The organism is Exobacillus caeni, from assembly GCF_005747095.1.
GTDB lineage: Bacteria > Bacillota > Bacilli > Bacillales > Guptibacillaceae > Exobacillus > Exobacillus caeni.
On record NZ_SWLG01000015.1, the window covers coordinates 26,879 to 50,916 of the forward strand.

A 24,038-nucleotide genomic window follows, 5' to 3' on the forward strand; every position below is an offset into this window, starting at 1 on the left:
ATATGTGAGTGTTACAAAAAATTAATATCAGTTTCATTGGTTTTCAGTCTGAAAGGCAGGAATTGTTTATGAGTGATTATAAATCTCGTCAAGAACGCAAAAATCAAATGAGTAAGAAAAAGGCTTCAACAGCCAAAAAGACCTCATCAAAAGGTTTCATTAAAAAGTTTTTATTAATCTTCTTTATTGTATTACTGATAGGAGGCATTGCTGGAGGTGTTGCAGCTGTTACTTTTATAGCTGATGCGCCAGAGCTAGATCCTAAATTGCTAAAAGATGCCCAAACGTCCGTCATATATGATAAAAATGATGAAGAGATTCAGAACGTTTCCGTTGGATGGGTGCGCGATAGAAAGAAAATAAGCGAGATACCTGAGTTAGTGCAAAACGCCTTTATTTCAACGGAGGATGTTCGCTTCAGGGAACATTTCGGCATTGATGTCAGAAGAATCGGAGGAGCTGTGCTCGCAAACTTTAAAGAAGGATTTGGCGCAGAAGGAGCAAGTACGATCACACAACAGGTTATTAAAAACTCCTTCCTGTCTCCTGAAAAATCTTTAAAAAGAAAAGTTCAAGAAGCATATCTGTCCGTTAAGCTTGAACAGCAATACTCAAAAGACCAGATCCTTGAAATGTATTTAAATAAAATATTCTTTGGAAACCGGGCTTATGGTGTCGCGGCGGCAGCAGACATTTACTATGGGAAAGAATTAAAGGATTTAAATCCGGGTGAAGCAGCACTGCTAGCCGGGCTACCGAAGGCACCCAGCTATTATAATCCGTATAAAAACCCCGATAAAGCTGCAGAACGACGAAATGTCGTGCTGGGACTTATGGCAAAACACAATGTCATAACAGATGAGGAAGCAGCCAAGTACAAAAAAGTTAAAGTGCAAGATATGCTTGCACCTAAGAAAGAAGACGAAGACAAGTACCAGGTCTTCATTGAACAGGTAATCGATGAATTGCTTGATATCGAAGGATTGACGGAAAAAGATATCTATCAGGGCGGCATAAAAATCTATACGACCCTTGACCCAAAAGCGCAGGATATTGCTGAAAATGCGGTTAACAATTATGAATATAGAGATGAGCTTATACGAACAGGCATGGTGCTGCTCGATACTCAATCAGGAGCAATCAGGGCGATTGCAGACACAAGAAAAGACGATAAGATCATCCACTATGCTACAGGTTCTCCCGGCCAACCAGGATCAACGATAAAACCGATCCTCGATTATGGCCCGGCAATCGAGTATGAAAAATGGTCTACAGGACACCAGATCAAAGACCAGAAGCTTGTGATCGATGGTACGAACATTCGAAACTGGGATGGTAATTACCGAGGGCATGTTTCGATGAGAGAAGCGCTCAGGCAGTCCTGGAACGTTCCGGCTGTGAATACGTATCTTGATATCGGCCCTGAAAAAGCGAACGATTTTGCGAACGGTCTGGGCATGGATATGGATAAAACTTATCCTGTAAACGCGATCGGAGGATTCACACATGGTACTTCTCCTCTGAAAATTGCAGGTGCTTATGCTGCATTTGGCAACGAAGGAATCTATACCAAGCCTTATTCGGTACGAAAAATTGTCTATCCAGACAACCGTGAGCTCGATACAAAGCCTGAATCAGCTGCAGCGATGAGTGACTATACCGCTTATATGATCACGGATATGCTTAAAACTGTCGTGGACAGAGGCACAGGAACAAAAGCTAATATTCCAGGCCTTCACATGGCAGGAAAAACAGGGACAACCAACTTTGACAAAGGTACAAGAGAAAAATATGGGATCCCTTCAGGAAAAACGAAGGATGCATGGTTCTCTGGATATACGACAGAATATACTGCAGCTCTCTGGACCGGGTTCAACTCTATTGTTGATAAAGACGGAAACCCACATTATCTTGAGAATCAAGATACAAAGATTCCACAATATTTGTTTAAGGATATAATGTCACAGCTTTCTAACAATCCAAAAGACTTCCAGAAGCCTGATTCTGTAGTTGAGCTGGCAATTGAAAAAGACACTGGATTATTACCGAGTGACTATACACCTGAAGACCAGATTGTGCATGAACTGTTTGTAAAAGGCCATACACCAGATAAAGTATCCAAGAAATATGATAAAACGGATGCACCTACTGGATTAAAGGCTGAATATAACGAAGAAACAAATGAAATCAAACTCTCCTGGAAGCCTGGTGGAAAAGACGATGTCACCTATGAGTTGTCTATGTCTGCTGACGGCGGAGAATTCCAGAGTTTAACGACAACAGACGCAACTGAACAAATCATCGGGGATATTGAGCCAGGTTCTAACCTAACATTCAGGGTCGTTGCGACCGACAAGGAAACGAACGTTTCTAGTGATCCTGCTGAAACCTCCATTTCAGTCCCGAAGAAAGAAGATGACAAAGTTCCTGATCCATTAGAAGACGATGATAATGGGGACCAAGACGGTGGCACCGATGGTGAAGGTTCGGGAAATGATAATGGAACCGGAAACAACGGTGGTGATTCCGGGAATGGTAACGATGGAACAGGAAATGGTGACAGTGGGGATACTGGAGATACCGGCAACGATGGAACAGGAAATGGCGATACTGGAGATACTGGTAATGATACTGGTAACGATTCTGGTGGAAGTGGCGGTAACAATCAGGACGGTTCCACTCAAAGTAACCCGCAGAATAATACGAACGAATGATTAAACGCCGGTGTATACACCGGCGTTTTTATTTTTTGTTTGTTTTTTGTAACGCATAATGTTTAAGAATCTTTTTTTTGTACTCACTGGCCAGTTCCTTTAACTGTACGAAGGAAATGTAAAGGTCAGGCTGATCGATCAGATACTCTAACCTTTCTTCAAGATTAACAGGCTTGATCTCAAGATTGGCCAATTCCTGTTTTAAGGCAATCAAGTTCCTGACCGGCTTTCCGTTTCCCCAGAACAGTGCTTCGATAAAATAACCTATTTGATTGACCATTAAGGGCCCTGCGTTTTTTCGGTCACGTTTTTTAAAACAGCTGCTGATTTCTTTTTCCGCGTTATTCCACTGTAAAAAGAATTTGTTTATGCTCTCTTCATCATTCCAGGGAAAGCCATATTGTAAGCCGTTTTCAAGGCAAATCTCGTGGTAAAAAGGAATTCTCTCCTCTTCACCTACCCTGCAAGTAAGCTTTGTCCCGTGAAAAAAAGGCCGTTGCTGCCAATGTATAGGAATATTTAAGGTTACTTTTCCTTCCATCTTATGCTCTCTTCTTCATTCGCTTTTGTCCTTCGCGGCACACATCAAGTACCGGGCATATCTCACATTGTGGAGACTGGGCTTTACAATGGTATCTCCCAAAGAAAATAAAGCTGTGATGAGCCTGGGACCATTCGTCTTGAGGAATCTTCCTCATCAATGTTTTTTCTACTTCAAGTACAGAGTCCTTCCAGCGGCATATTCCAAGCCGTTTCGATACCCTCTCGACATGGGTATCCACCGCAATAGCAGGTACTCCAAAAGCTACTGAAGCGATCACGTTGGCGGTTTTTCTGCCAACCCCCGGCAATTTCATCAACTCATCTCGATCTTCCGGAAGACTGCCACCGTATTCCTCGATGACCATCCTGCTTAACTTTTTAATGTTTTTAGCCTTATTGCGAAACAAACCGATCGAACGGATATCTTCTTGAAGTTCTTCGAGCGGCACTTCCAGATAATCCTCCGGAGACTTATATTTTTGGAACAAAGCTGGTGTTACCTTATTTACAAGCGCATCCGTGCACTGTGCAGACAACACGACCGAAATCGCAAGTTCAAAAGGATTCGAATGGTTTAATTCACAATGCGCCTCCGGAAACATCTGGTATATTTCATCCAATACATATCGAACCTGGGCTTTTGTCAGCATAGAACTCATTTCCTTTCTATTTCACTGCTACTAATTAATTATCATAATATAACGATTTTGCTATCGCAAAAGATTTAGCTCTCTTCCTTTGCTTTCATAACCTTTGTCGCAAGCTAACAGGAGTGGTTGATTTCCGCTCCATAAAAGATTTTGCACAGTAAAGATAAACTGCCATGCAATTACAGCATTGATTTCCGCTCCGGGCAGTTCGCTTTCCTTAGCGGTCATCCATCCGTTACGTCTCCGTTCCTCTCATTGAAAAGCTTTCAAAGCAACAAAGTATACGAAAAGAGCGTTTTAATTTTATAGAAAACAAAAGACGAGAGTTCGCTCTCGCCTCATGATTGTTCCAACCAGTTATAAAACGGGTAAGATACTTCTTCCTTCTCTTTTGTTTTCTTTCCCGGACGGCGGTCCTGGTTATACTTACGAAACTTTTCCCCGTAAGCGCGGGCCTGTTCGAGTGTTTTAATACCGTTTCGCTTCCATTCGAATAAAATCCTGTCAATATACCGGAAATTTAGCTTTCCAGCTAGAACCGCTTCTTTTAATGATGCCTTTATTAAATGAGGAGGATGTCCATCTACATCGATCCACATTGCCAGCGTTTCACACTCAATCGGAGACAGAGGGCGTGCAAATTCGTTTTCAAAAATAGAATAAAGATTGCTTTCCTCATCCTGGCTGCGTTCTAGTTGTTCTTGTTTTTCTTCCTGTTCAAGATAAACAAGGATCTTTTCCCATAGTGGATAAATGGAATAGGATTCCGAATAATAACCTTTTTCAGTATCCTGGTGATCTTCAATGGCCAACACGTTTTTCTTCATCAGCGTTCGAATCATTTCCATGCAATTCTGAGCTGTATATGTCATGTTTGAAGCAATTTCCTCAGGAGTGGGAAACGGATTCCCGGCTTCTAAGAACGTATGTAATTGTATAAGAAACAAACATTCTTCTTCATTTAAACCTATATGTTTGTAATGCTGTAAAAGCAGTTTAGGTACAGCAACCTGGCCTTCTGTCAGCCAACGAATGATATTTTCTTTCTTCATGTCCCCACCTCTATTTCATTATATCACGGTAAGCTGCAGTTTAAGATGATTTTCGAGCAGATATTGTTCCATTTCGATTAAGCAAACTCCCCAGCAGGCGAAACTTCTGGGGAAGCCAGAAGCGTAGTTGCCTAAACTAATACATTCCTATGGAAAAAAAAGAAACGCCCCTTCCAGCTGAAAGAGCACGTTTCTTTCCTATAATCATCCATTTATCATGGGTATAAACGGTTTAGCAAACGCGGGAATGGAATCGTTTCACGAACGTGCTCCACACCTGAGAGCCAGGCTACCGTACGCTCCAGACCAAGGCCGAACCCTGAGTGAGGGACCGAACCGTACTGGCGAAGCTCTAAATACCACTTGTAAGCTTCATCTGTTAAATTATGTTCTTCGTATCGCTGTTTCATTAGCTCCAGGTCGTCGATTCTCTGGCTTCCTCCGATAATTTCTCCATAGCCTTCCGGAGCGATCAAGTCAGCACATAGGACAACTTCATCGCGCTCTGGATGGGGCTTCATGTAAAACGCTTTGATATCTTTTGGATAATTGGTAATAAATACAGGCTTATCAAAGCTTTCAGCAATTGCGGTCTCATGTGGCGCCCCGAAATCTTCTCCCCACTCGATATCATCAAAACCTTTTTCTTTCAGTAAGTCGATCGCCTCGTCATAGCTTATCCGAGGGAACGGCGCCTGGATTTTTTCTAGTTTTGAGACATCTCGATCCAATGTCTGTAATTCGGTTTTACAGTTATTAAGTACGGATTGAACAATATAAGAAACATAGTTTTCTTGAATCTCAAGGCTTTCTTCATGCTCCACAAAAGCCATCTCAGGCTCGATCATCCAGAATTCGATCAGATGGCGGCGGGTTTTTGACTTTTCAGCGCGGAAAGTCGGACCGAAAGAAAAAACTCTTCCAAAAGCCATAGCAGCTGCTTCCATATAAAGTTGTCCACTTTGAGATAAGTATGCATCTTCATCAAAATATTTAGTATGGAACAAATCGGTAGTACCTTCTGCAGAGCTGCCAGTTAAAATAGGCGGGTCAATCTTAACAAACCCGTTATCATTAAAGAACTCATATGTTGCACGGATAATTTCGTTTCTGACCCTCATCACTGCATGCTGTCTTTTTGAGCGCAGCCAAAGATGGCGATTATCCATCAAGAATTCTGTTCCATGTTCTTTAGGAGTGATCGGGTAATCAACAGCCTGATGGATCAGTTCAACATCCGTAACGGTTAGCTCAACCCCCGTCTGGGACCGGTCATCTTCTCGAACCACTCCAGTTACATAAACAGAGGATTCTTGCGTCAAACCCTTAGCAGTTTCCCATGTTTCTTCAGACACTTCTTTTTTTACTGCTACTCCTTGAACAAATCCAGTTCCGTCACGCAACTGCAAAAATTGGATTTTTCCGCTTGATCTTTTATTGTTTAACCAGGCTCCGATTTTAACAGTCTGGCCAACATGTTCATTTAATTTAGAAATTGTAGTTTTCAACGTGCTTCCCTCCAACTTTACACTTATGTATGGATTTCATTATACATTTCTTTTGTTTTTGCAACAACCGGAGAGACTACTTCCTTGTTTCTCCGGTTGTTTTAGACTGCGCTTGTAAACAGAGCGTTTTTAAGATGACTTTTTAGCGATGAACTGATCGATTCGTTCAAGCGCTTCTAATATCGTATCCAGTGAGGTTGCATAGGAAAGACGTACATTTTCCGGTGAACCAAACCCGGAGCCGGGAACGATCGCAACCTTTTCTTCTTCCAGTAAAGCTTTAACAAAATCGTCCACTGAATCATAGCCAGTCATTTCTGCTGCTTTTTTTGCATTTGGGAATAAATAGAAAGCTCCGCTTGGCTTTACACATGACAGACCAGGTATTTGTACCAGCCGGTCGTATACTTTATTTAAGCGTTCTTCAAATGCCTGGCGCATCTCTTCAACAGGATCTTGAGTACCATCATACGCGGCGATTGCCCCGTATTGTGCGATAGAAGTAGGATTAGAAGTCGAATGGCTTGCCAGGTTCGTCATCGCTTTTATAATGCGTTTGTCTCCGGCAGCATAGCCAATTCTCCAGCCTGTCATACTGTGGGACTTTGAAACACCATTAATAATAACCGTCTGTTTTTTCAGCTTTTCAGAAAGTTGAGCGATCGAAGTAAAGGTAGCATCACCGTAGACAAGCTTTTCATAAATTTCATCCGAAACAATTAAAAGGCCATGCTTCAAACAAACTTCACCGATTGCCTGCAGTTCCTCTCTGGTATAAATAGAACCCGTAGGATTGCTTGGAGAGTTGAGAATGATTGCTTTTGTTTTTTGCGTAACTGCCTTTTCAACTTGCTCAGGTGTGATTTTAAACCGGTTTTCTTCTTCACCATCAATATAAACGGGTTTTCCTCCGGCAAGCTTAACCTGTTCTGGATAACTCACCCAGTATGGGGTTGGAACGATCACTTCATCTTCTTCATCTAACAGGACTTGAAACAGCGTATATAGCGCATGTTTTGCACCTGTGCATACGATGATTTCTTCAGGTGAATATGTAAGGCTCTGGTCCCTTTCAAATTTCCTTGCGATGCTTTGTTTTAATTCAAGTAAACCACCTGAAGGAGTATATTTTGTAAAACCCTCGTTCATTGACTTAACCGCAGCATCAATAATATGCTGAGGAGTATTAAAATCCGGCTCGCCTGCCCCCAGCCCGATCACATCATGACCTTCCTGCTTTAATTCTTTTGCTTTTGCTGTGATCGCAAGTGTTGTTGATGGTGTTAACGCTTCTACCCTTTTTGAAAGTTGAACCACGTTAATTCCTCCCTATCCTATTGTTTCAAACTGTGTTTCCTCCAGTATTCTCCATTGCTGAAATTATGATAGCTAATTACATAGCGGTTGTCTTTATCAATGTAGGTGGCTTCCCAGACCAGCTTGTCTTTGCCGTCTTCATTTGTTTTAATGCCTGGCTTAATGGCTTTAATTTCTTTCGGTTGTTCTTCTTGTTTAATTTTAGTTCTAATCTCTTGTTTTGAAGCTCCGCTGCTTTTTTCACGAATCGTTATCTCTTTTCCTTCTTTTTCAGGCACCCATACATATTTTTCGGAATCATCCCGGTCTTTGCCGAGAATAACGGTGTAAGCTAAATCGCCATGAAAATGGTAAACCTCTTCAACCGATACGATATGTGCTTCGCTTCTTGCAGTTTTAATTGCCTGCTCCGTTTCCATTGACGGTTTATCAAGAATCTCAGCATATAGGACATACCCCTGCCAGATTATGAGCCCGATGAAAACAACAGCAGCGATACCAAACCAACGCATATTATTTTCCCCTATGTTCTATAAATAGTAAATACCATCGTTTCGTCATCTTCTTCATCTAGCGCAAGCCCAAACATTAAATCCTGTTCTTTTAAAGTCCTATTAAGTGAATCCACAATTTTATAAATATCTAATGATTTTTGTACTTTTACAGTGGATAAGACCTCGATTTTGCTATCCATTTCTCCACACTCCTTTAGTTCTCGGTTTCTGCTATTCCACGATGTCCTTTTCCAGGATATACGCCCCTTTTTAATAGAAGTACTTCCTTCTACGCAAAATTTTGCTAAACATACTCCTGCATGATTAGGACAAAATAGAAATACCGCAACAGCGGGGCCATCCCCGTGTCCGCAGGTAAAAAAACTTCCCCACTTCCAACACATACCTGTATCCCTTTCCGGATACAGGTATTCATTTTAAACACTAACTTTAATTTTAAATAATTAAGAAAAATTCGCAACTGGATAAAAGAAGAAAAAGATAACAAACACCTGGCAAAATGCTGGGGTGTTACGGATAAACTCTTTTTCTTTTTGTCGGCACTGTAAAAACCTTGTACGTTTCTTCATCCATTTTTATGGTTACGCTTCCCATCCTATAGGTGTTGTAAACGTCTGTCCAGCTTTCAAGCAGCCTTTCCATAACTTGATCGTTCGGCATTTCTTTTTTCTTCTTAAAAATAATCGCCACCTGAGGATCGACTGCTTCCAAAAATGGCTGGGTCGTTCCAGAGCCGCTTCCAAAGTCCGCTACCTTAAGTAGAGCTGATTTTATATTCTCTTCATCTTTTAGCTTTTCCTCGACTATTTTGTCTGCAAAACCCATATAAAGCATCCGGTGTTTTCCGTATTGAAATGATAATACAGATTGGCCATTTTCAGAAACATAGAAACTGCTGGCTTTTAAACCGGGAAACAGGTCAAAAGGCTTTTTTACCTCAAAAGTCGCTATTTTTGTTTCAGGCTCGGGTGAATAAGATCGAAGCTGCTTTTTTAAATGTTCAGGCCCTAATAACGTACCAACAGAGAATTGCTCAATAATCCTTTTAATGTTGCCAGTATAAAGGGGGTCGAAATTGCTGAAGAGGAGCCAATCAACTTTCTTGATACCGTACATTTTTAGCCTGCTTATTAGCTCTTCCCCGGCTGACGGAGCCCCTGTGTTGATCAAGACCGTTTCCCCTGTTTGATTTTGCAGCAGGGTTGCCTCTCCGTCACTAAGATCAAAAAAGGTAATTGCTATTTCGTTTTTATTCAGGTTGAGGTTAATGTTCTCCACATCAGCCTCCCTGGCAAGTACTTGGTTAACACCGATAAAAACGGTTAACAGCAGTAAGCTGAACAACAAGATCGCTCTTGGCATCGTTATCCCTCCAAAAACTTCATAAAGATAGTTTACGGAGAATCGCTAAAGTTATCACAGCCAAATATCCAATTCATTAAGAAGGTCTTCTGTCGGCGCTTTTAAAACAGGCACTGGTGGAAGCGACTGGATGAATAATTTCCCATATCGGGTCGAAATGATTCGTCTGTCGAACACAAAAACTACGCCGCGATCTTTCTGGGTCCGCACAAGGCGGCCGAATCCCTGCTTAAAACGAATAATCGCCTGTGGAAGTGACAAATCCATAAACGGATTGCCGCCTTCCTTTTTTATCACTTCAGACCTGGATTCAAACAGCGGGTTATCGGGCGGGGAAAACGGCAACCTGACGATAATGAGGCAGCTTAAATCTTCTCCGGGAAGATCTACTCCTTCCCAAAAGCTACTTGTGCCGAATAAAATGGCTTCATCCGTTTGCTTGAAGTTCTTTGTTAACTTCATCCTGCTCCCGCTGTCTACTCCCTGGCTAATCAAGGAAATATCATCTTCTTCAAGCAAGTTTTTGACAACAAAATGAGTCTTTTTCAGCATGTCGTATGAGGTAAACAAAACGAGCATCCTGCCCCTTGTAACCCGGGCAATACTGACTATCGCTGCAGAAATAGCCTGTACATATACATCGGAAGAAACATCTTTAATCAAAGGAAGATCAACAGGAACCATCAACCTTGCCTGTTCTTCATAATCGAAAGGAGATTCGAGTTGCTTTGTTATGGGATCAAAAGCCTCCAATCCGAGCCTTTCCAAGATATATGAAAAAGAATTTTTAACAGATAAGGTTGCAGATGTTAACACAACGCTGTCTTTTTTCTCAAAAAACTGGTCTGCAAGCAGTTCTCCGACCTCAACAGGCTTGCTGAAAAGAAATGCCGAATTAATAGGGCCTTTCGGATCAACTTCGATCCACTTAACTTCGTTGGCATGATGTTCCAACATCAAGTAGTTTATCTTTTCGCCTTCTTCACCAAGTGCGTTCACCATACTTTGAAAATCTGCAACAATTCCTTTTTCATCCATAGATAGATGCTCTTGCTTTTCCTCAAGTGCTTTTACAATTCCTTTTAACTGTTTAAGAATATCTCTTGTCCCAAACACAACTCGGTTTGCTGCTTCTGTGATCGCTTCCCAGTACTCCCCTTCTTCATCTGTCAACCGGTAAGAAAGCCTTCCGATCTCATTCGACCCTGACACTTTCCTTGCGGCATAACTATGAAGCATGCGGAAGGTTTCATCAATATCGGAAAGAACAACCCTGGTTTGGTCTTCTGTTACGTTCAATTGCTCTAATTCACGGAATAGGCCTTTTTCCTCCAACAGATCTTTTATTTTTACGTTTAACCCGCTGCCATCTTTTAGTCCGATCCTGTCGAACTGTTGAAGCAAAGAAAAATAATCGGTTCGTACGCCAAAATAATCCCCTACTATATCCTCAAGGTGATGAGCTTCATCCACAATCACATTGTCATATGCAGGGAGGAGCTGGTGGTTGGCAACAAGGTCTGTGAACAAAAGGGCATGGTTCGTTATGATGATATCCGCCTGCTGCGCTTCCCTTCTCCTTCTTTGATAAAAGCATCTGGAAAACCACGGTGATTTCTGTGTCAGCGACACATTTACGTCACTTTTTATCTGATGCCAGAAAATTTTTCCACCAGAAGGCAAATTTAGCTCATCCACATCCCCATAATCTGTTTCTAGGAGCCAGATTAAGATCTGCGCTTTTGATAATACCGTGTCGTAGTTATTTTCTTCTGTTTGGAATAGTTGCTGTTCAAACCTACGCAAATCAATATAATTATTTCTTCCCTTTAATAACGCTGCATTGATGTCAAATGGAAGTATTTCTTTTAACAAAGGAATATCCCGATCCAGGAGCTGTTGCTGGAGCTGTATAGTATGAGTACTAATTACAACTGGCTTTCCTGTCTTTTTGGCAAGATAAATACTTGGAAGCAAGTATGCAAGAGACTTTCCGATTCCTGTACCGGCTTCAATAATGGCATGCCTTTTTTCTTCCTGTGCTTCATTTATAGCTTTCATCATTTCTGTCTGGCCTTCACGCAGTTCGAAACCCTGCATCACAGTGGAAAGCTCTTTCATCATTTCTTCTCTTGAGGCGGTGAAATCGACCTCCAGTCTATCTCCTTTATCTTCTTTTTCTTCGTACCATTTTAGAGCAAGCTGCCTAAAAACATCGATTTCCTCTTCATCTTGTTGAAGGGAGGTCAGCTTTTTTCTTATAAGAGCAGTGATAATATGCTCGACATCACTATGAAACCTCTTTACAAGAGGTTCGAGATTTTGAAGGGTTAACAGCGGCAATGCTTCCATCTTTTTCATCAAGTAAATAAAAATCTGTGCAGTTACTTCTGCATCGCTGTCAGCTTGATGCGGATTGGCATGATCGATGGAAAGATAATCTGCCAGCTGATTTAATTTATACGCGTCTGCCCGGGGCAAAAGCATCCTTGACAGCTCTACCGTATCGATCACCGGCCCCATGAACGCTTCATAACCGCATCGTTCTAGTTCAAAGTTTAAAAAAGCCAGATCGAAGCGGACATTATGCGCGACAAGATACGCACCATCAAGCCTCTTTAATAGTTCAGGTGCTACTTCTAAAAAGTCCGGAGCATCATCAAGCACTTCTTCGCTAATCCCGGTTAACTGTTCAACGAACAAAGGGATCGGGGCAGCAGCATTAACAAAACTGGAATATCGGTCGATTATCTTGTTTTCTTCCACCACAACAGCGCCAACTTGAATAATTCTATCTCCGTTTTTGGGAGAATTGCCGGTCGCTTCTAAATCTAATATGACATAACGATTTTTCAAATTGTTCACCTCAGCTTAAAACCCATTTCGTTAGGTTCTGGCAAACGGTGTAAACCATGTATGTATATAAATTGCTTAAATATACGTATCATGTTTTCTCCTACCCATTAGCTTTACCGTTTTTTTTCTATCATTCATGTTGCAACTCGCTTTTTTACTTTATCATTTTTTCTTTAAGAAAAAAACTCTTCAGAAGGTTGGAATTCCATTTTTGCTTCTTAAAAAGATTTTCCTTTATGGCAAAAAAGATCCCCCTGCTTTACAAAAGCGGGAGATCCAAGAAGAATTTAATAAACTGTTGCCGCCGGTTCGGTTCCTAGCATCTCTACAATTTGATTGTCCTCATTCATAATAGCAACCTTTGGAACATGTACGCGAGCTTCTTCATCACTCATCATTGCATAAGAAACAATGATGACAACATCCCCTTCCTGGACCAGACGGGCTGCTGCTCCATTAAGGCAAACCTCTCCGCTTCCTCTTCTGCCAGGAATGATATAGGTTTCAAGGCGGGCGCCGTTATTGTTATTTACAATTTGTACTTTTTCATTCGGCAGCATATTTACTGCATCGATAATATCTTCATCGATTGTAATGCTACCAACATAGTTAAGGTTAGCCCCGGTAACACGGGCACGATGGATTTTGCCTTTCATCATAGTTCGGAACATTATACTCACTCCTTACGTTCTACATGCAATCTATTTAAACCGTTAAAATCAAGTTATCAATCAATCTTGCCTTATTAAACTTTACCGCGATGGCGATAATGATTTTATTTTCGAGCTTTGCAACAGGCTTTAGCCCCGGATAAGATAAAATTTCAATATAATCGATTTCTCCAGAGGTTTGTTGGCTTAATATTTCTTTCACTTTGCCAAGTACCGGCTCAGGATTCCGCTCTCCGTCTTCAATCATTGATTCTGCAGTTTTCAGACTCTCAAAAAGGGCTGGTGCCTCTGCCCTTTCCTGCTCGGATAGATAGACGTTCCTTGAACTTTTGGCAAGGCCGTCAGATTCCCTTACAGTCGCACAGGGGATGATTTCTACCGGAACGTTGAAGTCTGATACGAGGCCATCGACAACTGCCACCTGCTGAGCATCTTTTAATCCGAAGTAAATCCGGTCTGGTCCTACAATTTGAAGTAGCTTCATGACAACGGTAGCAACACCATCAAAATGGCCAGGTCTTGATGCACCGCATAAAACGTCAACCCTGTTCATCACTGTTAACGTTGTTGTCCTTTCTTGCGGATACATTTCTTCCACAGAAGGGTAAAACAGAAAGTCGGCTCCATGTTCTTTTGCAACCTTCTCATCACGCTCAAGATCGCGTGGATAACTGTCAAAATCCTCGTTTGGCCCAAACTGCAGCGGATTTACAAAAATGCTGACCACGACTACATCATTTTCTTGTTTTGCCTGTTCTATTAAAGAAATATGCCCTTCATGAAGATACCCCATAGTAGGAACAAATCCGACTGACTTGCCATCGATGAATAGGTCCTTCCTCTTTTTTTGCATTTCTTTTATGGTGCTGATCACGTTCATTTCTATTCTTTGCCTCCATACACTCCCGCAAGCTGTTCTTCCTTCATTGTAAAAGAATGTTCATCTCCAGGAAATTGAACCGCCTTCACTTCCGAAACATACTGGCCTATCGCTTCGGTAATCTCGCTCGAAATACTTGCATACTGTTTAACAAACTTAGGAACCCGGTCAACCCCGTAACCGATTAAATCATGGTATACAAGGACCTGGCCATCTGCAGCATTTCCAGCACCGATACCGATAACTGGGATAGAGAGTTCTGCTGCTACTATTTCTGTCAATTGTTTCGGAATACATTCCAGCACTAGTGAAAAAGCACCGGCTTCTTCTACCTTTTTGGCATCCTTTATCAGTTGTTCTGCGGCAGCAGAATCTTTGCCCTGTACTTTATAGCCTCCTAGGACACCGACCGACTGAGGAGTCAACCCAAGATGGCCCATCACCGGAACTCCCGATGCTGTCAGCCTGGAAATCCGGTTGATAACATCTCCCGCACCTTCTACTTTTACTGCGTGAGCGCCAGCTTCCTGTATTAGTCTCGCAGCATTGGCAAGGGTGTCTTCATCTGATATATGGTAAGTCATAAATGGCATATCTGTAACAACAAACGTATCATGTGCCCCTCTACGAACTGCTTTTGTGTGGAGAATCATATCCTCCAGCGTAACAGGAACGGTAGAATCGTATCCAAGCGCTACCATGCCAACAGAGTCTCCTACAAGGATCAAATCGATCCCAGCCTGTTCTGCAAGTTTTGAGGCAGGAAAATCATACGCTGTCATCATCGCTATTTTTTCTTTGGCTTGTTTCATTTTCAAAAAATCTTTTGTCGTTTTCATCTTTCTCCTCCTTTTGTTAGAGGAACATGAAACCGAATAAAAAATCCTTCTTTCCAATTATGAAGCAGCTCAAAGAAAATGTTAAAGATTCAAAAACCATAACATCTTCAGGCTTGCTTCCTGTTGAAGGAAGAAGGACGGGTGTTTTACTTTTTCGGTATTCATCCCTCTGTCCCAGTCCGTATTGGATCAAGGCAGACTATTTTTAAATGGCTTTAAAAGGTGCAGTTCCATTAGTGGATACCGCCCATTTCAATTTGTAGTATAACAAAAAAATATGAAATGCGGGTCTTTTTTTAACAAATTTCAATATCGGCGGAATATATTTGATGAATTTCACCTGTGTCGTCTTCTAACAATAGTACCCCATCATTGGTAATGCCCCGGGCAATACCCTCTTTTACACCGGTAAGCGTTCTGGCTTTAATATGTTTCCCCAGGCTGACAGCATAGCTTTCCCAGAGGAGTTTAACAACCTGAAAACCATTCTGTAAATATTCTTCGTATAATGTTTCCGTCTCTTCTAATATCCTCCTCAAAAGGGAGGCCCGGTTCAATTCTTTTCCTGCTTCTATTCTCAGCGAGGTTGCTTTTTCTTTAATGTCATCAGGAAATTCGGCCGCGGAAGTATTAACATTGATTCCCATGCCGATTATCACCGATTTAATCTGATCGGATTCTGCCTGCAGCTCTGTTAGAATACCTACCACTTTTTTCCCATTGACCAACACATCGTTCGGCCACTTGATTTCTGCGAGCACACCTGTTTCTTTTTGAATCGCCTTAACCACACCTACAGCAGCAAGCAGAGTAAGCTGGGGTGCCTGCTGGGGAGGAATTTTCGGACGAAGAATAAGGCTTACCCAGATGCCGTTTGTCTTTGGTGAATGCCAGTTCCGCCCGAGCCTTCCTTTTCCTGCTGTCTGTTCTTCCGCCGTTACGATCGTGCCTTCTGGTACATCGTCATATGCGAGACGGTGTGCGATTTCCTGAGTGGAAGTAACGCTTTCTTGATAGACTATATTCTGGCCTAGATGTTTAGTGTTAAGCCCTAATTTCACTTCATTTGCAGTAATATGGTTCGGTGTACTCGTTATCCTGTAGCCTTTCTTTTGAACGGCTTCAACTTCATAGCCTTCTTTTCTAAGCTCAGAAATATGTTTCCAGATCGCAGTTCTTGAACATCCCAGCTCCTCACTGATTTTTTGTCCAGACACAAACTGCCCCTCTTGTCCATTTAACATCTCAAGCATCTTTTGCTTCATTGAAGTTGCCACCATTCAAGCCACCTTTTAATATCGTTTTTCTCATTTTTAATAGTACCGTTTAAGATCTCTTTTTCAAGCTGTTCAAAAAATTCTCCAACCCATGGCCCCGGCTTTTTTCGGCTCCATTTTAAAATATCGTTGCCATTAACCGCTATTTCGTTCCTTTTTAAAATAGGGAGCAGTTCAATGCGTTGCTCCAGCGTGGCGTGAATGGGCTTTCTTCCGGTTATCACAGCGGCGATCCGTTCAATGGATCGGTAGCTGGCACTGTAATTATATAACTCAGCGGCCGACCAGCCATCCTCCAGCACAACCTTCACGCCACTCAGGATGGAATCCACTTCCTTTATTAGCTTTGAAGGCTGTTTCCACCTTTTCAAGAATTCTAAGGGGTTCTCTGCAGTCACGTAAGTTAGGATTCCCCAGTGCTCCTTATCTTCCACTAAATAATCCATGTCCAGTTTAAGCAGCTTTTCAAGTCCGGCTTTTTTCGTTTTTAAACCTGGCAGATATTGATGCAATTCGCTTTCGAGCAGCAGCCTGATTGCATTTTTTACGGAAGGGCCGGTCATCATTTTTTGAAATTCAACCGAGATTCTCTCAACGGCTATTTCTTTTAAGAAAGGAGCATAATCCTCGAAGGCTTTTCTTGTAGAAGATTCCAGTTCAAACGAAAGCTGGCTCACAAAGCGGATTGCCCGCATAATCCTTAATGGATCTTCTTTAAAACGGTCCTGTGGTTTCCTCACAGTACGGATAATGCCCTTTTTTAAGTCTTCCCGCCCATTAAACGGATCAACAAGAGTACCGGTTTTATCCATCGCGATAGCGTTTATCGTAAAGTCTCTTCTCGCAAGATCTTCTTCAATGCTAGAAATAAAAGATACCGCAGACGGCCTTCGGAAATCTTGATAATCCTCTTCTTTGCGAAACGTCGTCACTTCATAGGATTTTCCTTTATGCCTTACAATTACTGTCCCATGCTCAATCCCAACAGGAATCGTATGCTCGAAAAGCTCCATCGTCTCATCGGGAAGAGCTGATGTAGCGATATCGACATCGTGAATAGGCTTTTGCAAAAGGTTATCCCTTACTGAACCCCCGACAAAATATGCTTCAAAACCGTTCTGGTTCAAACATTCCAACAGTTCAGCAGCTTCCAAAAAGATTTTATCCATTAGCGACACCGTTTAGGGTTTTATAGTAAATGTCTTCATACTGCGAGAGTACTCTTTGTGCATTAAAATCATTTTTAACCGTGAGCACTGCTTCTTCTGCCATCCGTGCTCTAAGTTCATCATCTGTTAAGATTCGAATAGCCTTATTAGCTATGCTTTCAATTTCTCCTATCTGGCAAAGGTACCCGTTGACCCCATCTTTGATCACTTCTGGTATGCCGCCAATATTAGTACCGATCACCGGAACCCCACAGGCCATCGCTTCTAGCAGGACTAACCCAAAACTCTCTTTTTCTGATAACAGCATTTTCAGATCGCTGATCGAGAGAATTTCCGCTACATTATCCTGTTTCCCGAGAAAGCGGACATCGTCTACTATTCCCAGATCCTTAGCAAGGCGGCATGCAACAGTTAACTCCGGTCCGTCCCCTATCAGCAACAGTTTGGCAGGAACTTGCTTCTTGATTTTTGCAAAAGCCCTCACCACATCCGGAACGCGTTTGACAGCCCTGAAATTTGAGATATGTACAATAACTTTTTCATCCGGCCTAATGTTATATTGGTCTTTCAAATATTCGTTGTCTCTTCTGTAATAGATCCTTTGATCCACAAAGTTGTAGACTGTTTGAATCTCTTTGTTCGTTTCGACCAGTGTATTCGTCTGGCGGATCAAATCATCCGATACGGCAGTGACGGAATCCGACTTTTCAATGCCAAACCTGATTAATTCGCTTAAAGAAGGATCATAACCAAGAACAGTAATATCAGTCCCATGTAAAGTAGTAACGATTTTCAATTGATCTTCCCCAACCATTTGCTTTGCCAGGTATGCACATATCGCATGTGGTACAGCATAATGAACATGAAGCAAATCTAACTTTTCCCGTTTTGCTACTTCTGCCATTTTGCTGGCAAGCGTGAGGTCATACGGGGGATACTTAAATACTGGATACTGATTAACTTCCACCTCATGGTAATAAATATTAGGATCCCATCTATCCAAACGAAAAGGAATGCTTGTTGCGATGAAATGGATTTCATGTCCTTTTTCAGCTAGCATTTTCCCAAGTTCCGTAGCGACAACGCCGGAGCCGCCAACTGTTGGGTAACATGTTATGCCAATTTTTAACTTTTTCATACATATTCTCCTAACGGAATTTGATTGAGGAGCAATGTCTGCTTTGCCTTAAACCCTTCGGCGTATGTAACACCAGCATCTTTTCCATACATACATTCTCTGCTTTCAACTGTTTCGATATACCCATTCGTCAGGGGGGTATCCACCGTTCCTTCCCCTTTTATGAACTGGCTCCTGTAAGCTTCAAGTGATTGCTTTTTTAAATTCATCTCATTGGATATATCAACGGCAAAATCCGGTTTATGAAAACCGTTAATAAAATAATAAAACAGGTTCTTCGATCTGTGCGGCTCAAGGTTTTGCTGCGATGCATATTTCCTTATACCCGCCGAGAATGCTGCTTCTTCTACCAGATCTGCACAGCGCCCATGGTCTGGATGACGATCTTCTTTATAAGGAACAAAAATGTATGTCGGCCTTAAACTTCTGATAACACGTACAATCGCTTCTATGAACTCGTCTTTTACCGATAGGCCCCTATCAGGAAACATTAGATTAAACCGCTGGGTCACCCCAAGAATTTCGCCTGCTTTTTCTGCTTCCATCTTTCTTGTTTCCACTGTTCCGTTTGAGGAAAGCTCTGCCTGAGTTAAATCACATATTGCAGTTTTATAGCCCGACTTTGCCATCTTAGCAAGCGTACCGCCCATGCCGATCTCCACGTCATCAGCATGCGCACCAAAAGCTAGAATATCTAAATCAATTTTTCCCATGAACAATCTTTCTCCAATCAAAATCTCCCCTTGATAAGGCGTGCATTAAGATTTCTGCACTTGCCATATTTGTCGCAAGAGGGATGGAATAAACGTCGCATAACCGAACAAGTGCAGAGACATCCGGTTCATGCGGCTGTGCTGTAAGGGGGTCCCTGAAAAAGATAACAGCATCCAGATCATTTTGGGCGATCATCGCGCCAATTTGCTGGTCGCCACCGAGGGGGCCAGACTGAAACCGGTGAAGCGATAATCCGGTTTCTTCTGCAATCCTTTTGCCAGTTGTACCGGTCGCAAATAAGTCATGCTTCTGCAATACACTGGTATAAGCGATCGCAAAGCGAACAATATCATCTTTCTTTTTATCGTGTGCAATTAATGCAATCTTCAATTCCATCACCTATTCCATAATGTTTTCCAGTCCGTAGACGAGCTGGTCCATTTTCAACACCGTTTCAACTGCAAGCTTCACACCCGGCATAAAAGAAGTCCTGTTAATGGAATCATGGCGGATTTTCAATGTTTGCCCTTCTCCGCCAAACAACACTTCTTGATGGGCAACAAGGCCTGGCAGCCTGACACTGTGGATTCTCATCCCATCCATGTTTGCCCCTCGTGCACCCTTTAGCTCTTCTTTTTCATTTTCATGCCCCTGCTGTTTTGATTCTCTAACATCTGCAATCATTTGTGCGGTTTTGACTGCCGTTCCAGAAGGCGCGTCCAGCTTTTGATCGTGATGCTGCTCTATAATCTCAACATCAGGAAAGTATTTTGCAGCCATCTGGGAAAACTTCATCATCAGCACCGCCCCGATCGCAAAGTTTGGAGCGATAATAGCGCCAAGCTGTTTTTCCTCAGCAACGGAAGATAACTCGGCGATATCATCATCTGTAAATCCTGTTGTTCCTACAACAGGACGAACCCCATGATGAAAAGCGGATTCCATATGCTTCCTTCCTACAGCTGGTGTCGTAAGGTCGATCAGTACGTCGCATTCCACTTCACGAAAACATCGGTCGATGTCTTCGTATACCGGTGCTTCCAAAGAAGGAAGCCCCTCAATATCCTTGACCCTTTTTCCTTCATTCCGTGAATCTACAACGGCAACTAGTTCAAAGTTTTCGGTTCGATCCACTAAGTTCACTGCTTCGCTTCCCATTCTGCCTCGAGGTCCTGCAACAACAATCCTAGTCTTATTACTCATTTGCTTCATCATCCTTTTCTTCCTTTTTCGTCCATCTGTCTTTATCTCGTTCGTTGAATTTTTGCATTACAAGTGAAAATGCTTCCTCCATATCGATATCAAGAGAATTTGCAAAGCAAGTCAGAACAAAAAGCATATCTCCCAGTTCTTCTTCAACCGTTCTTTCTTTCTCTGTTGTTTTCTTTGGTTTTTCACCGTAAAAATGATTCACTTCGCGAGCAAGCTCACCAAGTTCTTCGGTCATTCGTGCAAGCATAGCAAGAGGGCTAAAGTAGCCTTCCTTAAACTGGCTTATGTATTGATCAACTTCCTGCTGCATCTCTTTAATGGCCTTTGTTCCCAATTTCAATCCCCCACCTAATAAAAGATACTTTCTTTCCTATTCTCTTTCAACTAAGAACAAAATCTTCCCGCATCTTGTTCCTTTTAGCCTGAATCGCAACATATAAAACAAAAATAAGCTTCTAAAATTGAATAGATATCACGTTTTATGTTAGCTAAAAGATCAGCTTTTGACAAATATAAAGAAATAAAAGCGATTGTTTTATTCCCTAACAAATAACCATGTTACGATATAGCTGGATACCGCATTAAAATACCGATTGCCTCTTATTTTATAATTGCTTATAATGAGAGGCGCGATTAGACAATGTAGGAGGGACACAACTTGATATTCTCGCTTCGATTAAAAAACATCCTTTTCATCCTGTTTGGAGCCGCTGTATTCGCTTTTGGACTCGTTCATTTTAATATGGAAAATAATCTTGCAGAAGGCGGCTTTACAGGAATCACACTTCTTTTATTTTTCTTATTTAAGATCGATCCGTCTATTTCTAATCTGGTCTTAAATATACCGCTCTTTTTCCTTGGCTGGAAAATGCTAGGCAGAAATGCGTTTTATTATACTATTATCGGTACCGTTGGACTTTCGGTGTTCCTTTGGATTTTTCAAAGGATTACCTTCGTTTCGATTCCGCTGCATGATGACATGACTCTTGCTGCATTATTTGCCGGCGCATTCATCGGGATCGGCCTCGGAATAATTTTTCGTTATGGAGGAACAACGGGCGGTGTCGATATAATTGCGAGATTAGGATTAAAATATATGGGATGGGGAATGGGCCGGACGATGTTTATTTTTGATGCCTGTGTTATTACCGTTTCCCTTGTTTATCTTAACTATCGTGAGGCGATGTACACACTACTCGCCGTATTTGTTGCTGCCAGGGTGATCGACTTTATTCAGCAAGGGTCTTATGCAGCCAAATCCGCCATGATTATCTCTGACCAAAACAAAGATATCGCGGATACAATTATGGCAAAAATGGACCGTGGTGTAACAGCTTTAAACGGTAAGGGGAGCTTCTCCGGCCTTCAACGGGAAGTTTTATATTGTGTCGTGCCACGTAACGAGCTTACCAGGTTGAAAACGATTGTCAAAACCGTGGACCCGCATGCATTTGTTGCTGTAAGCGATGTGCATGATGTACTTGGAGAAGGTTTTACATTAGATGAAAACAAAAAGCCAATCGAACATTAACACAAAAACTCGCCGTATGAACGGCGAGTTTTTTAGTCTTCTTGATTTAATCCTGCAAACATAAGAACAAAACGCAATAGTTCGAGAACAGCTACAAAGGCAGCGGCAACATAAGTTAAAGCAGCTGCATTCAGCACTTTTTTTGTTTCGCGTTCTTCATCATTTCTGATGGCGCCTACTGAGATAATCTGATCCATCGCTCTGCTGCTCGCGTTAAATTCAACAGGCAGGGTCACAAGCTGGAACAACACGGCAGCTGACATAAAGATAATACCAAGTAAAGCTAAATTCAAGGCCCCTAAAAGAAAGCCAATGAAGATCAAAATGTAGGAAAGGTTAGATCCCAGGCTTGCGATAGGGACAAGCGCATGGCGGAAACGCAATGGAGCATAACTTTGCTGATCCTGAATCGCGTGTCCAACCTCATGGGCTGCAACAGCAGCACCGGCAACAGAATGGCCATGATAGTTCTCGGACGATAAGCGAATTACTTTTGAACGAGGGTCGTAATGGTCTGTTAAACGTCCACGTACTTCCTCAACGCTAACATTATATAAACCGTTTTGGTCTAATATCCTTCTTGCTACTTCAGCTCCGGACATGCCCGAAGAGTTCGGTACTTTTGAATACTTTTTGTAAGCACTTTTCACTCTGCTCTGCGCCCAAAGCGGAATAAGCATTAATAAGGCGAAATAGAGCAAATATGCACCAATACCCATTTACATTCCTCCATATAAACTGTAGATGTTATTATAGTCAATTTTAGTCAAATATGACCGCAAAGTCAATATATATTGCTCTTAGAAACCTGCCGGAGTATGCTTACAACTGTTGTTTTTGCTTTTGCTCCGCTTTCTCGCCTCTGTATTTTTTCCAACCTACATAAAATAATGTAAGAATGATCATGCCCCCGACAGATAAGATTACCCAAACAAGGGAAGGATCGGCTTCATCATGTGTATTCCCTGTATAAACGGTTTCAAAATCATTTTTCATAATTTTTAGTTGTTCTGTTTTCCCTCTGTCCTCCAGAAGGTGGCTGCGGTACCGTTCAAGGAAGTGGATATGGGAATCAAGCCGTTGCTGCAGTTCTGCTGAAAGGTCGATCGCCAGTGCGGGGCGAATCATTTCATAAGTCGAAAATAGCCTGTTCACTGCTGTCTGGAGCTGTTCTTCATCCTTCATCTGGATTGCTTTCTCAATTCCAGAAAACCTGCTTTCCATTATTGGTTTTGTTTCTTTCCACAGTGGCTGCTGGTCAGAATAAAGGGCGTCCACTGCAAGGCGAAATTCCGTTAAGGCGCTTACTCGGTCCTCCAGGCTCATGGACACACTCGTTACAGCCTCGGTTGCTTTGTCATGGCTTGTCGTGATCACACGAAGCTCCGTCATTGTAAAAGAATCCTTATGCTTGGTTTCTTCCAAAAACATTTTAGAAAAATAAGTCAGCATTTTTTTTGACTCTTCAAACTTCTCTTCTTTTGCAAATCTTAATGCCTGGTCCACAGCATTAGTTAGCTCTTGTTTAGAATGCTCTTCATTATGGTTTGCAAAAGCGGGTGCTGAAAAGGCAAAAGAAAAAATCAACAGTAACAGGACGATAATCCTCCCCATACTTGTCCCCCCTTTGGTTCTGCTTCATTCTATGAAAAAGGGGACAAGAGTAGACCAGTTTCTTTATTCAAAATCTAACGCTCGAAGGTGAGTAGATGTTTGGCCAGCCACTATATTTCCCAGTTGCATAAAGAAGGCGCTTAAGTCTAAAAAGGATGATTATGGTAAACAAGTATCAAAGGCATCGGTGAGACCCGGGTGTATCAATGGCGGAGGCTAACGCCCAGGGATGTATGGATTGGACTGAGGCGTGTGAAAAAGAAAAACCGATGTATGAAAGAGAGTCGATATTTCCTAATCGTCGGCAAGGAGGTGAGGTAAATCCACTAGTCTCTGTGAGCCAGAGCAGACAGTACGTTAGCATGACGTGACCCACCAGCCACTCGTGGAAAGCGAAGTGTATTTCCATAGCGAATCCAGGCACCAAAGTATCGTTTTAAAGTTAATGGGTAGCCGAAATATAATGAATAATAAAG

The 24,038-nt window shown here is 42.1% G+C and carries 24 protein-coding genes; 2 read left to right on the forward strand and 22 right to left on the reverse strand.

The window, feature by feature from the left end:
• Nucleotides 1-68 precede the first annotated feature (68 nt).
• Nucleotides 69-2,714: a PBP1A family penicillin-binding protein gene (locus FCL54_RS17960; RefSeq protein WP_138128312.1), complete on the forward strand. Its 2,646-nt coding sequence runs from the start codon at nucleotides 69-71 to the stop codon at nucleotides 2,712-2,714.
• Nucleotides 2,715-2,742: 28 nt separating this feature from the next.
• On the opposite strand, the gene FCL54_RS17965 is transcribed toward FCL54_RS17960, so the two are convergent.
• The 20 genes from FCL54_RS17965 to FCL54_RS18050 all read right to left on the reverse strand — a co-directional run bounded on the left by FCL54_RS17965 (nucleotide 2,743) and on the right by FCL54_RS18050 (nucleotide 20,727).
• Nucleotides 2,743-3,255 carry a YpoC family protein gene (locus tag FCL54_RS17965; protein WP_138128313.1) on the reverse strand — a complete coding sequence of 171 codons (513 nt, stop codon included), beginning with the start codon at nucleotides 3,253-3,255 and terminating at the stop codon, nucleotides 2,743-2,745.
• Between the two features lies 1 nt (nucleotide 3,256).
• Nucleotides 3,257-3,907, reverse strand: a complete 651-nt coding sequence (gene nth / locus FCL54_RS17970; protein WP_138128314.1) for an endonuclease III — start codon at nucleotides 3,905-3,907, stop codon at nucleotides 3,257-3,259.
• A 60-nt stretch (nucleotides 3,908-3,967) separates the two neighbouring features.
• Entirely contained in the window at nucleotides 3,968-4,135 is a 168-nt protein-coding gene (locus FCL54_RS24120; protein WP_171016911.1) for a hypothetical protein, read from the reverse strand.
• Between the two features lie 110 nt (nucleotides 4,136-4,245).
• Complete coding sequence (locus FCL54_RS17975; protein WP_138128315.1) at nucleotides 4,246-4,959, reverse strand: DnaD domain-containing protein; 714 nt, start codon at nucleotides 4,957-4,959, stop codon at nucleotides 4,246-4,248.
• A gap of 215 nt (nucleotides 4,960-5,174) precedes the next feature.
• Nucleotides 5,175-6,467 carry an asparagine--tRNA ligase gene (gene asnS, locus FCL54_RS17980; protein ID WP_138128316.1) on the reverse strand — a complete coding sequence of 431 codons (1,293 nt, stop codon included), beginning with the start codon at nucleotides 6,465-6,467 and terminating at the stop codon, nucleotides 5,175-5,177.
• A 129-nt stretch (nucleotides 6,468-6,596) separates the two neighbouring features.
• Nucleotides 6,597-7,784, reverse strand: coding sequence for a pyridoxal phosphate-dependent aminotransferase (locus FCL54_RS17985; RefSeq protein ID WP_138128317.1), 1,188 nt, complete (start codon nucleotides 7,782-7,784; stop codon nucleotides 6,597-6,599).
• A 17-nt stretch (nucleotides 7,785-7,801) separates the two neighbouring features.
• A complete protein-coding gene (locus FCL54_RS17990; protein WP_138128318.1) occupies nucleotides 7,802-8,296 on the reverse strand; it encodes a cell wall elongation regulator TseB-like domain-containing protein in 495 nt (164 codons plus the stop codon).
• A gap of 11 nt (nucleotides 8,297-8,307) precedes the next feature.
• Nucleotides 8,308-8,478, reverse strand: coding sequence for a YpmA family protein (locus FCL54_RS17995; protein WP_138128319.1), 171 nt, complete (start codon nucleotides 8,476-8,478; stop codon nucleotides 8,308-8,310).
• A gap of 331 nt (nucleotides 8,479-8,809) precedes the next feature.
• Nucleotides 8,810-9,661, reverse strand: coding sequence for a ComEC/Rec2 family competence protein (locus tag FCL54_RS18000; protein ID WP_138128320.1), 852 nt, complete (start codon nucleotides 9,659-9,661; stop codon nucleotides 8,810-8,812).
• A 54-nt stretch (nucleotides 9,662-9,715) separates the two neighbouring features.
• Nucleotides 9,716-12,526, reverse strand: a complete 2,811-nt coding sequence (gene dinG, locus FCL54_RS18005) for an ATP-dependent DNA helicase DinG (RefSeq protein ID WP_425467147.1) — start codon at nucleotides 12,524-12,526, stop codon at nucleotides 9,716-9,718.
• Nucleotides 12,527-12,804: 278 nt separating this feature from the next.
• The gene (panD, locus tag FCL54_RS18010; RefSeq protein ID WP_138128322.1) at nucleotides 12,805-13,188 is read right to left on the reverse strand and encodes an aspartate 1-decarboxylase; all 384 of its coding nucleotides are present in this window, start codon (nucleotides 13,186-13,188) and stop codon (nucleotides 12,805-12,807) included.
• A 34-nt stretch (nucleotides 13,189-13,222) separates the two neighbouring features.
• On the reverse strand, nucleotides 13,223-14,068 hold the full coding sequence (gene panC, locus FCL54_RS18015; RefSeq protein WP_138128323.1) for a pantoate--beta-alanine ligase: 846 nt from the start codon (nucleotides 14,066-14,068) through the stop codon (nucleotides 13,223-13,225).
• A gap of 2 nt (nucleotides 14,069-14,070) precedes the next feature.
• Nucleotides 14,071-14,907 carry a 3-methyl-2-oxobutanoate hydroxymethyltransferase gene (gene panB / locus FCL54_RS18020; protein ID WP_138128324.1) on the reverse strand — a complete coding sequence of 279 codons (837 nt, stop codon included), beginning with the start codon at nucleotides 14,905-14,907 and terminating at the stop codon, nucleotides 14,071-14,073.
• A gap of 296 nt (nucleotides 14,908-15,203) precedes the next feature.
• Complete coding sequence (locus FCL54_RS18025) at nucleotides 15,204-16,187, reverse strand: biotin--[acetyl-CoA-carboxylase] ligase (RefSeq protein ID WP_138128325.1); 984 nt, start codon at nucleotides 16,185-16,187, stop codon at nucleotides 15,204-15,206.
• Nucleotides 16,169-17,353, reverse strand: a complete 1,185-nt coding sequence (locus tag FCL54_RS18030) for a CCA tRNA nucleotidyltransferase (protein ID WP_138128326.1) — start codon at nucleotides 17,351-17,353, stop codon at nucleotides 16,169-16,171. Before FCL54_RS18030 ends, FCL54_RS18025 begins: the two co-directional genes overlap by 19 nt.
• Nucleotides 17,346-18,491, reverse strand: coding sequence for an N-acetyl-alpha-D-glucosaminyl L-malate synthase BshA (gene bshA, locus FCL54_RS18035; protein WP_138128327.1), 1,146 nt, complete (start codon nucleotides 18,489-18,491; stop codon nucleotides 17,346-17,348). Before bshA ends, FCL54_RS18030 begins: the two co-directional genes overlap by 8 nt.
• Nucleotides 18,488-19,204, reverse strand: a complete 717-nt coding sequence (bshB1, locus tag FCL54_RS18040; RefSeq protein WP_138128328.1) for a bacillithiol biosynthesis deacetylase BshB1 — start codon at nucleotides 19,202-19,204, stop codon at nucleotides 18,488-18,490. Before bshB1 ends, bshA begins: the two co-directional genes overlap by 4 nt.
• The gene (gene mgsA, locus FCL54_RS24245; protein ID WP_181954887.1) at nucleotides 19,191-19,595 is read right to left on the reverse strand and encodes a methylglyoxal synthase; all 405 of its coding nucleotides are present in this window, start codon (nucleotides 19,593-19,595) and stop codon (nucleotides 19,191-19,193) included. Before mgsA ends, bshB1 begins: the two co-directional genes overlap by 14 nt.
• 9 nt (nucleotides 19,596-19,604) lie before the next feature.
• Nucleotides 19,605-20,408 (reverse strand): 4-hydroxy-tetrahydrodipicolinate reductase, encoded by an 804-nt coding sequence (gene dapB, locus FCL54_RS18045; RefSeq protein ID WP_281281394.1) that lies wholly within the window; start codon nucleotides 20,406-20,408, stop codon nucleotides 19,605-19,607.
• The gene (locus FCL54_RS18050) at nucleotides 20,401-20,727 is read right to left on the reverse strand and encodes a nucleotide pyrophosphohydrolase (RefSeq protein ID WP_138128378.1); all 327 of its coding nucleotides are present in this window, start codon (nucleotides 20,725-20,727) and stop codon (nucleotides 20,401-20,403) included. Before FCL54_RS18050 ends, dapB begins: the two co-directional genes overlap by 8 nt.
• Nucleotides 20,728-21,078: 351 nt before the next feature.
• On the opposite strand from FCL54_RS18050, the gene FCL54_RS18055 reads away from it, so the two are divergent.
• Complete coding sequence (locus FCL54_RS18055; RefSeq protein WP_138128379.1) at nucleotides 21,079-21,948, forward strand: YitT family protein; 870 nt, start codon at nucleotides 21,079-21,081, stop codon at nucleotides 21,946-21,948.
• Between the two features lie 32 nt (nucleotides 21,949-21,980).
• Here FCL54_RS18055 and FCL54_RS18060 read toward each other — a convergent pair whose 3' ends face one another.
• Both FCL54_RS18060 and ypjB read right to left on the reverse strand, forming a co-directional pair.
• Complete coding sequence (locus tag FCL54_RS18060; RefSeq protein WP_171016913.1) at nucleotides 21,981-22,667, reverse strand: zinc metallopeptidase; 687 nt, start codon at nucleotides 22,665-22,667, stop codon at nucleotides 21,981-21,983.
• A gap of 103 nt (nucleotides 22,668-22,770) precedes the next feature.
• Entirely contained in the window at nucleotides 22,771-23,562 is a 792-nt protein-coding gene (gene ypjB, locus FCL54_RS18065) for a sporulation protein YpjB (protein WP_138128329.1), read from the reverse strand.
• Between the last annotated feature and the right edge of the window lie 476 nt (nucleotides 23,563-24,038).

Excerpts from the sequence above, each read along its gene's own strand:
- FCL54_RS18060 (WP_171016913.1), bottom strand. The coding sequence starts at position 22,667 with ATGGGTATTGGTGCATATTTGCTCTATTTCGCCTTATTAATGCTTATT.
- nth (WP_138128314.1), bottom strand. The coding sequence starts at position 3,907 with ATGCTGACAAAAGCCCAGGTTCGATATGTATTGGATGAAATATACCAG.
- FCL54_RS24120 (WP_171016911.1), bottom strand. The coding sequence starts at position 4,135 with ATGACCGCTAAGGAAAGCGAACTGCCCGGAGCGGAAATCAATGCTGTA.
- FCL54_RS17960 (WP_138128312.1), top strand. The coding sequence starts at position 69 with ATGAGTGATTATAAATCTCGTCAAGAACGCAAAAATCAAATGAGTAAG.
- FCL54_RS18000 (WP_138128320.1), bottom strand. The coding sequence starts at position 9,661 with ATGCCAAGAGCGATCTTGTTGTTCAGCTTACTGCTGTTAACCGTTTTT.
- panB (WP_138128324.1), bottom strand. The coding sequence starts at position 14,907 with ATGAAAACGACAAAAGATTTTTTGAAAATGAAACAAGCCAAAGAAAAA.
- FCL54_RS17990 (WP_138128318.1), bottom strand. The coding sequence starts at position 8,296 with ATGCGTTGGTTTGGTATCGCTGCTGTTGTTTTCATCGGGCTCATAATC.
- bshA (WP_138128327.1), bottom strand. The coding sequence starts at position 18,491 with ATGAAAAAGTTAAAAATTGGCATAACATGTTACCCAACAGTTGGCGGC.
- FCL54_RS18030 (WP_138128326.1), bottom strand. The coding sequence starts at position 17,353 with ATGGATAAAATCTTTTTGGAAGCTGCTGAACTGTTGGAATGTTTGAAC.
- ypjB (WP_138128329.1), bottom strand. The coding sequence starts at position 23,562 with ATGGGGAGGATTATCGTCCTGTTACTGTTGATTTTTTCTTTTGCCTTT.
- bshB1 (WP_138128328.1), bottom strand. The coding sequence starts at position 19,204 with ATGGGAAAAATTGATTTAGATATTCTAGCTTTTGGTGCGCATGCTGAT.
- panC (WP_138128323.1), bottom strand. The coding sequence starts at position 14,068 with ATGAACGTGATCAGCACCATAAAAGAAATGCAAAAAAAGAGGAAGGAC.
- panD (WP_138128322.1), bottom strand. The coding sequence starts at position 13,188 with ATGTTCCGAACTATGATGAAAGGCAAAATCCATCGTGCCCGTGTTACC.
- FCL54_RS17975 (WP_138128315.1), bottom strand. The coding sequence starts at position 4,959 with ATGAAGAAAGAAAATATCATTCGTTGGCTGACAGAAGGCCAGGTTGCT.
- FCL54_RS18025 (WP_138128325.1), bottom strand. The coding sequence starts at position 16,187 with ATGGTGGCAACTTCAATGAAGCAAAAGATGCTTGAGATGTTAAATGGA.
- dapB (WP_281281394.1), bottom strand. The coding sequence starts at position 20,408 with ATGAGTAATAAGACTAGGATTGTTGTTGCAGGACCTCGAGGCAGAATG.
- FCL54_RS17965 (WP_138128313.1), bottom strand. The coding sequence starts at position 3,255 with ATGGAAGGAAAAGTAACCTTAAATATTCCTATACATTGGCAGCAACGG.
- FCL54_RS18050 (WP_138128378.1), bottom strand. The coding sequence starts at position 20,727 with ATGCAGCAGGAAGTTGATCAATACATAAGCCAGTTTAAGGAAGGCTAC.
- FCL54_RS17995 (WP_138128319.1), bottom strand. The coding sequence starts at position 8,478 with ATGGATAGCAAAATCGAGGTCTTATCCACTGTAAAAGTACAAAAATCA.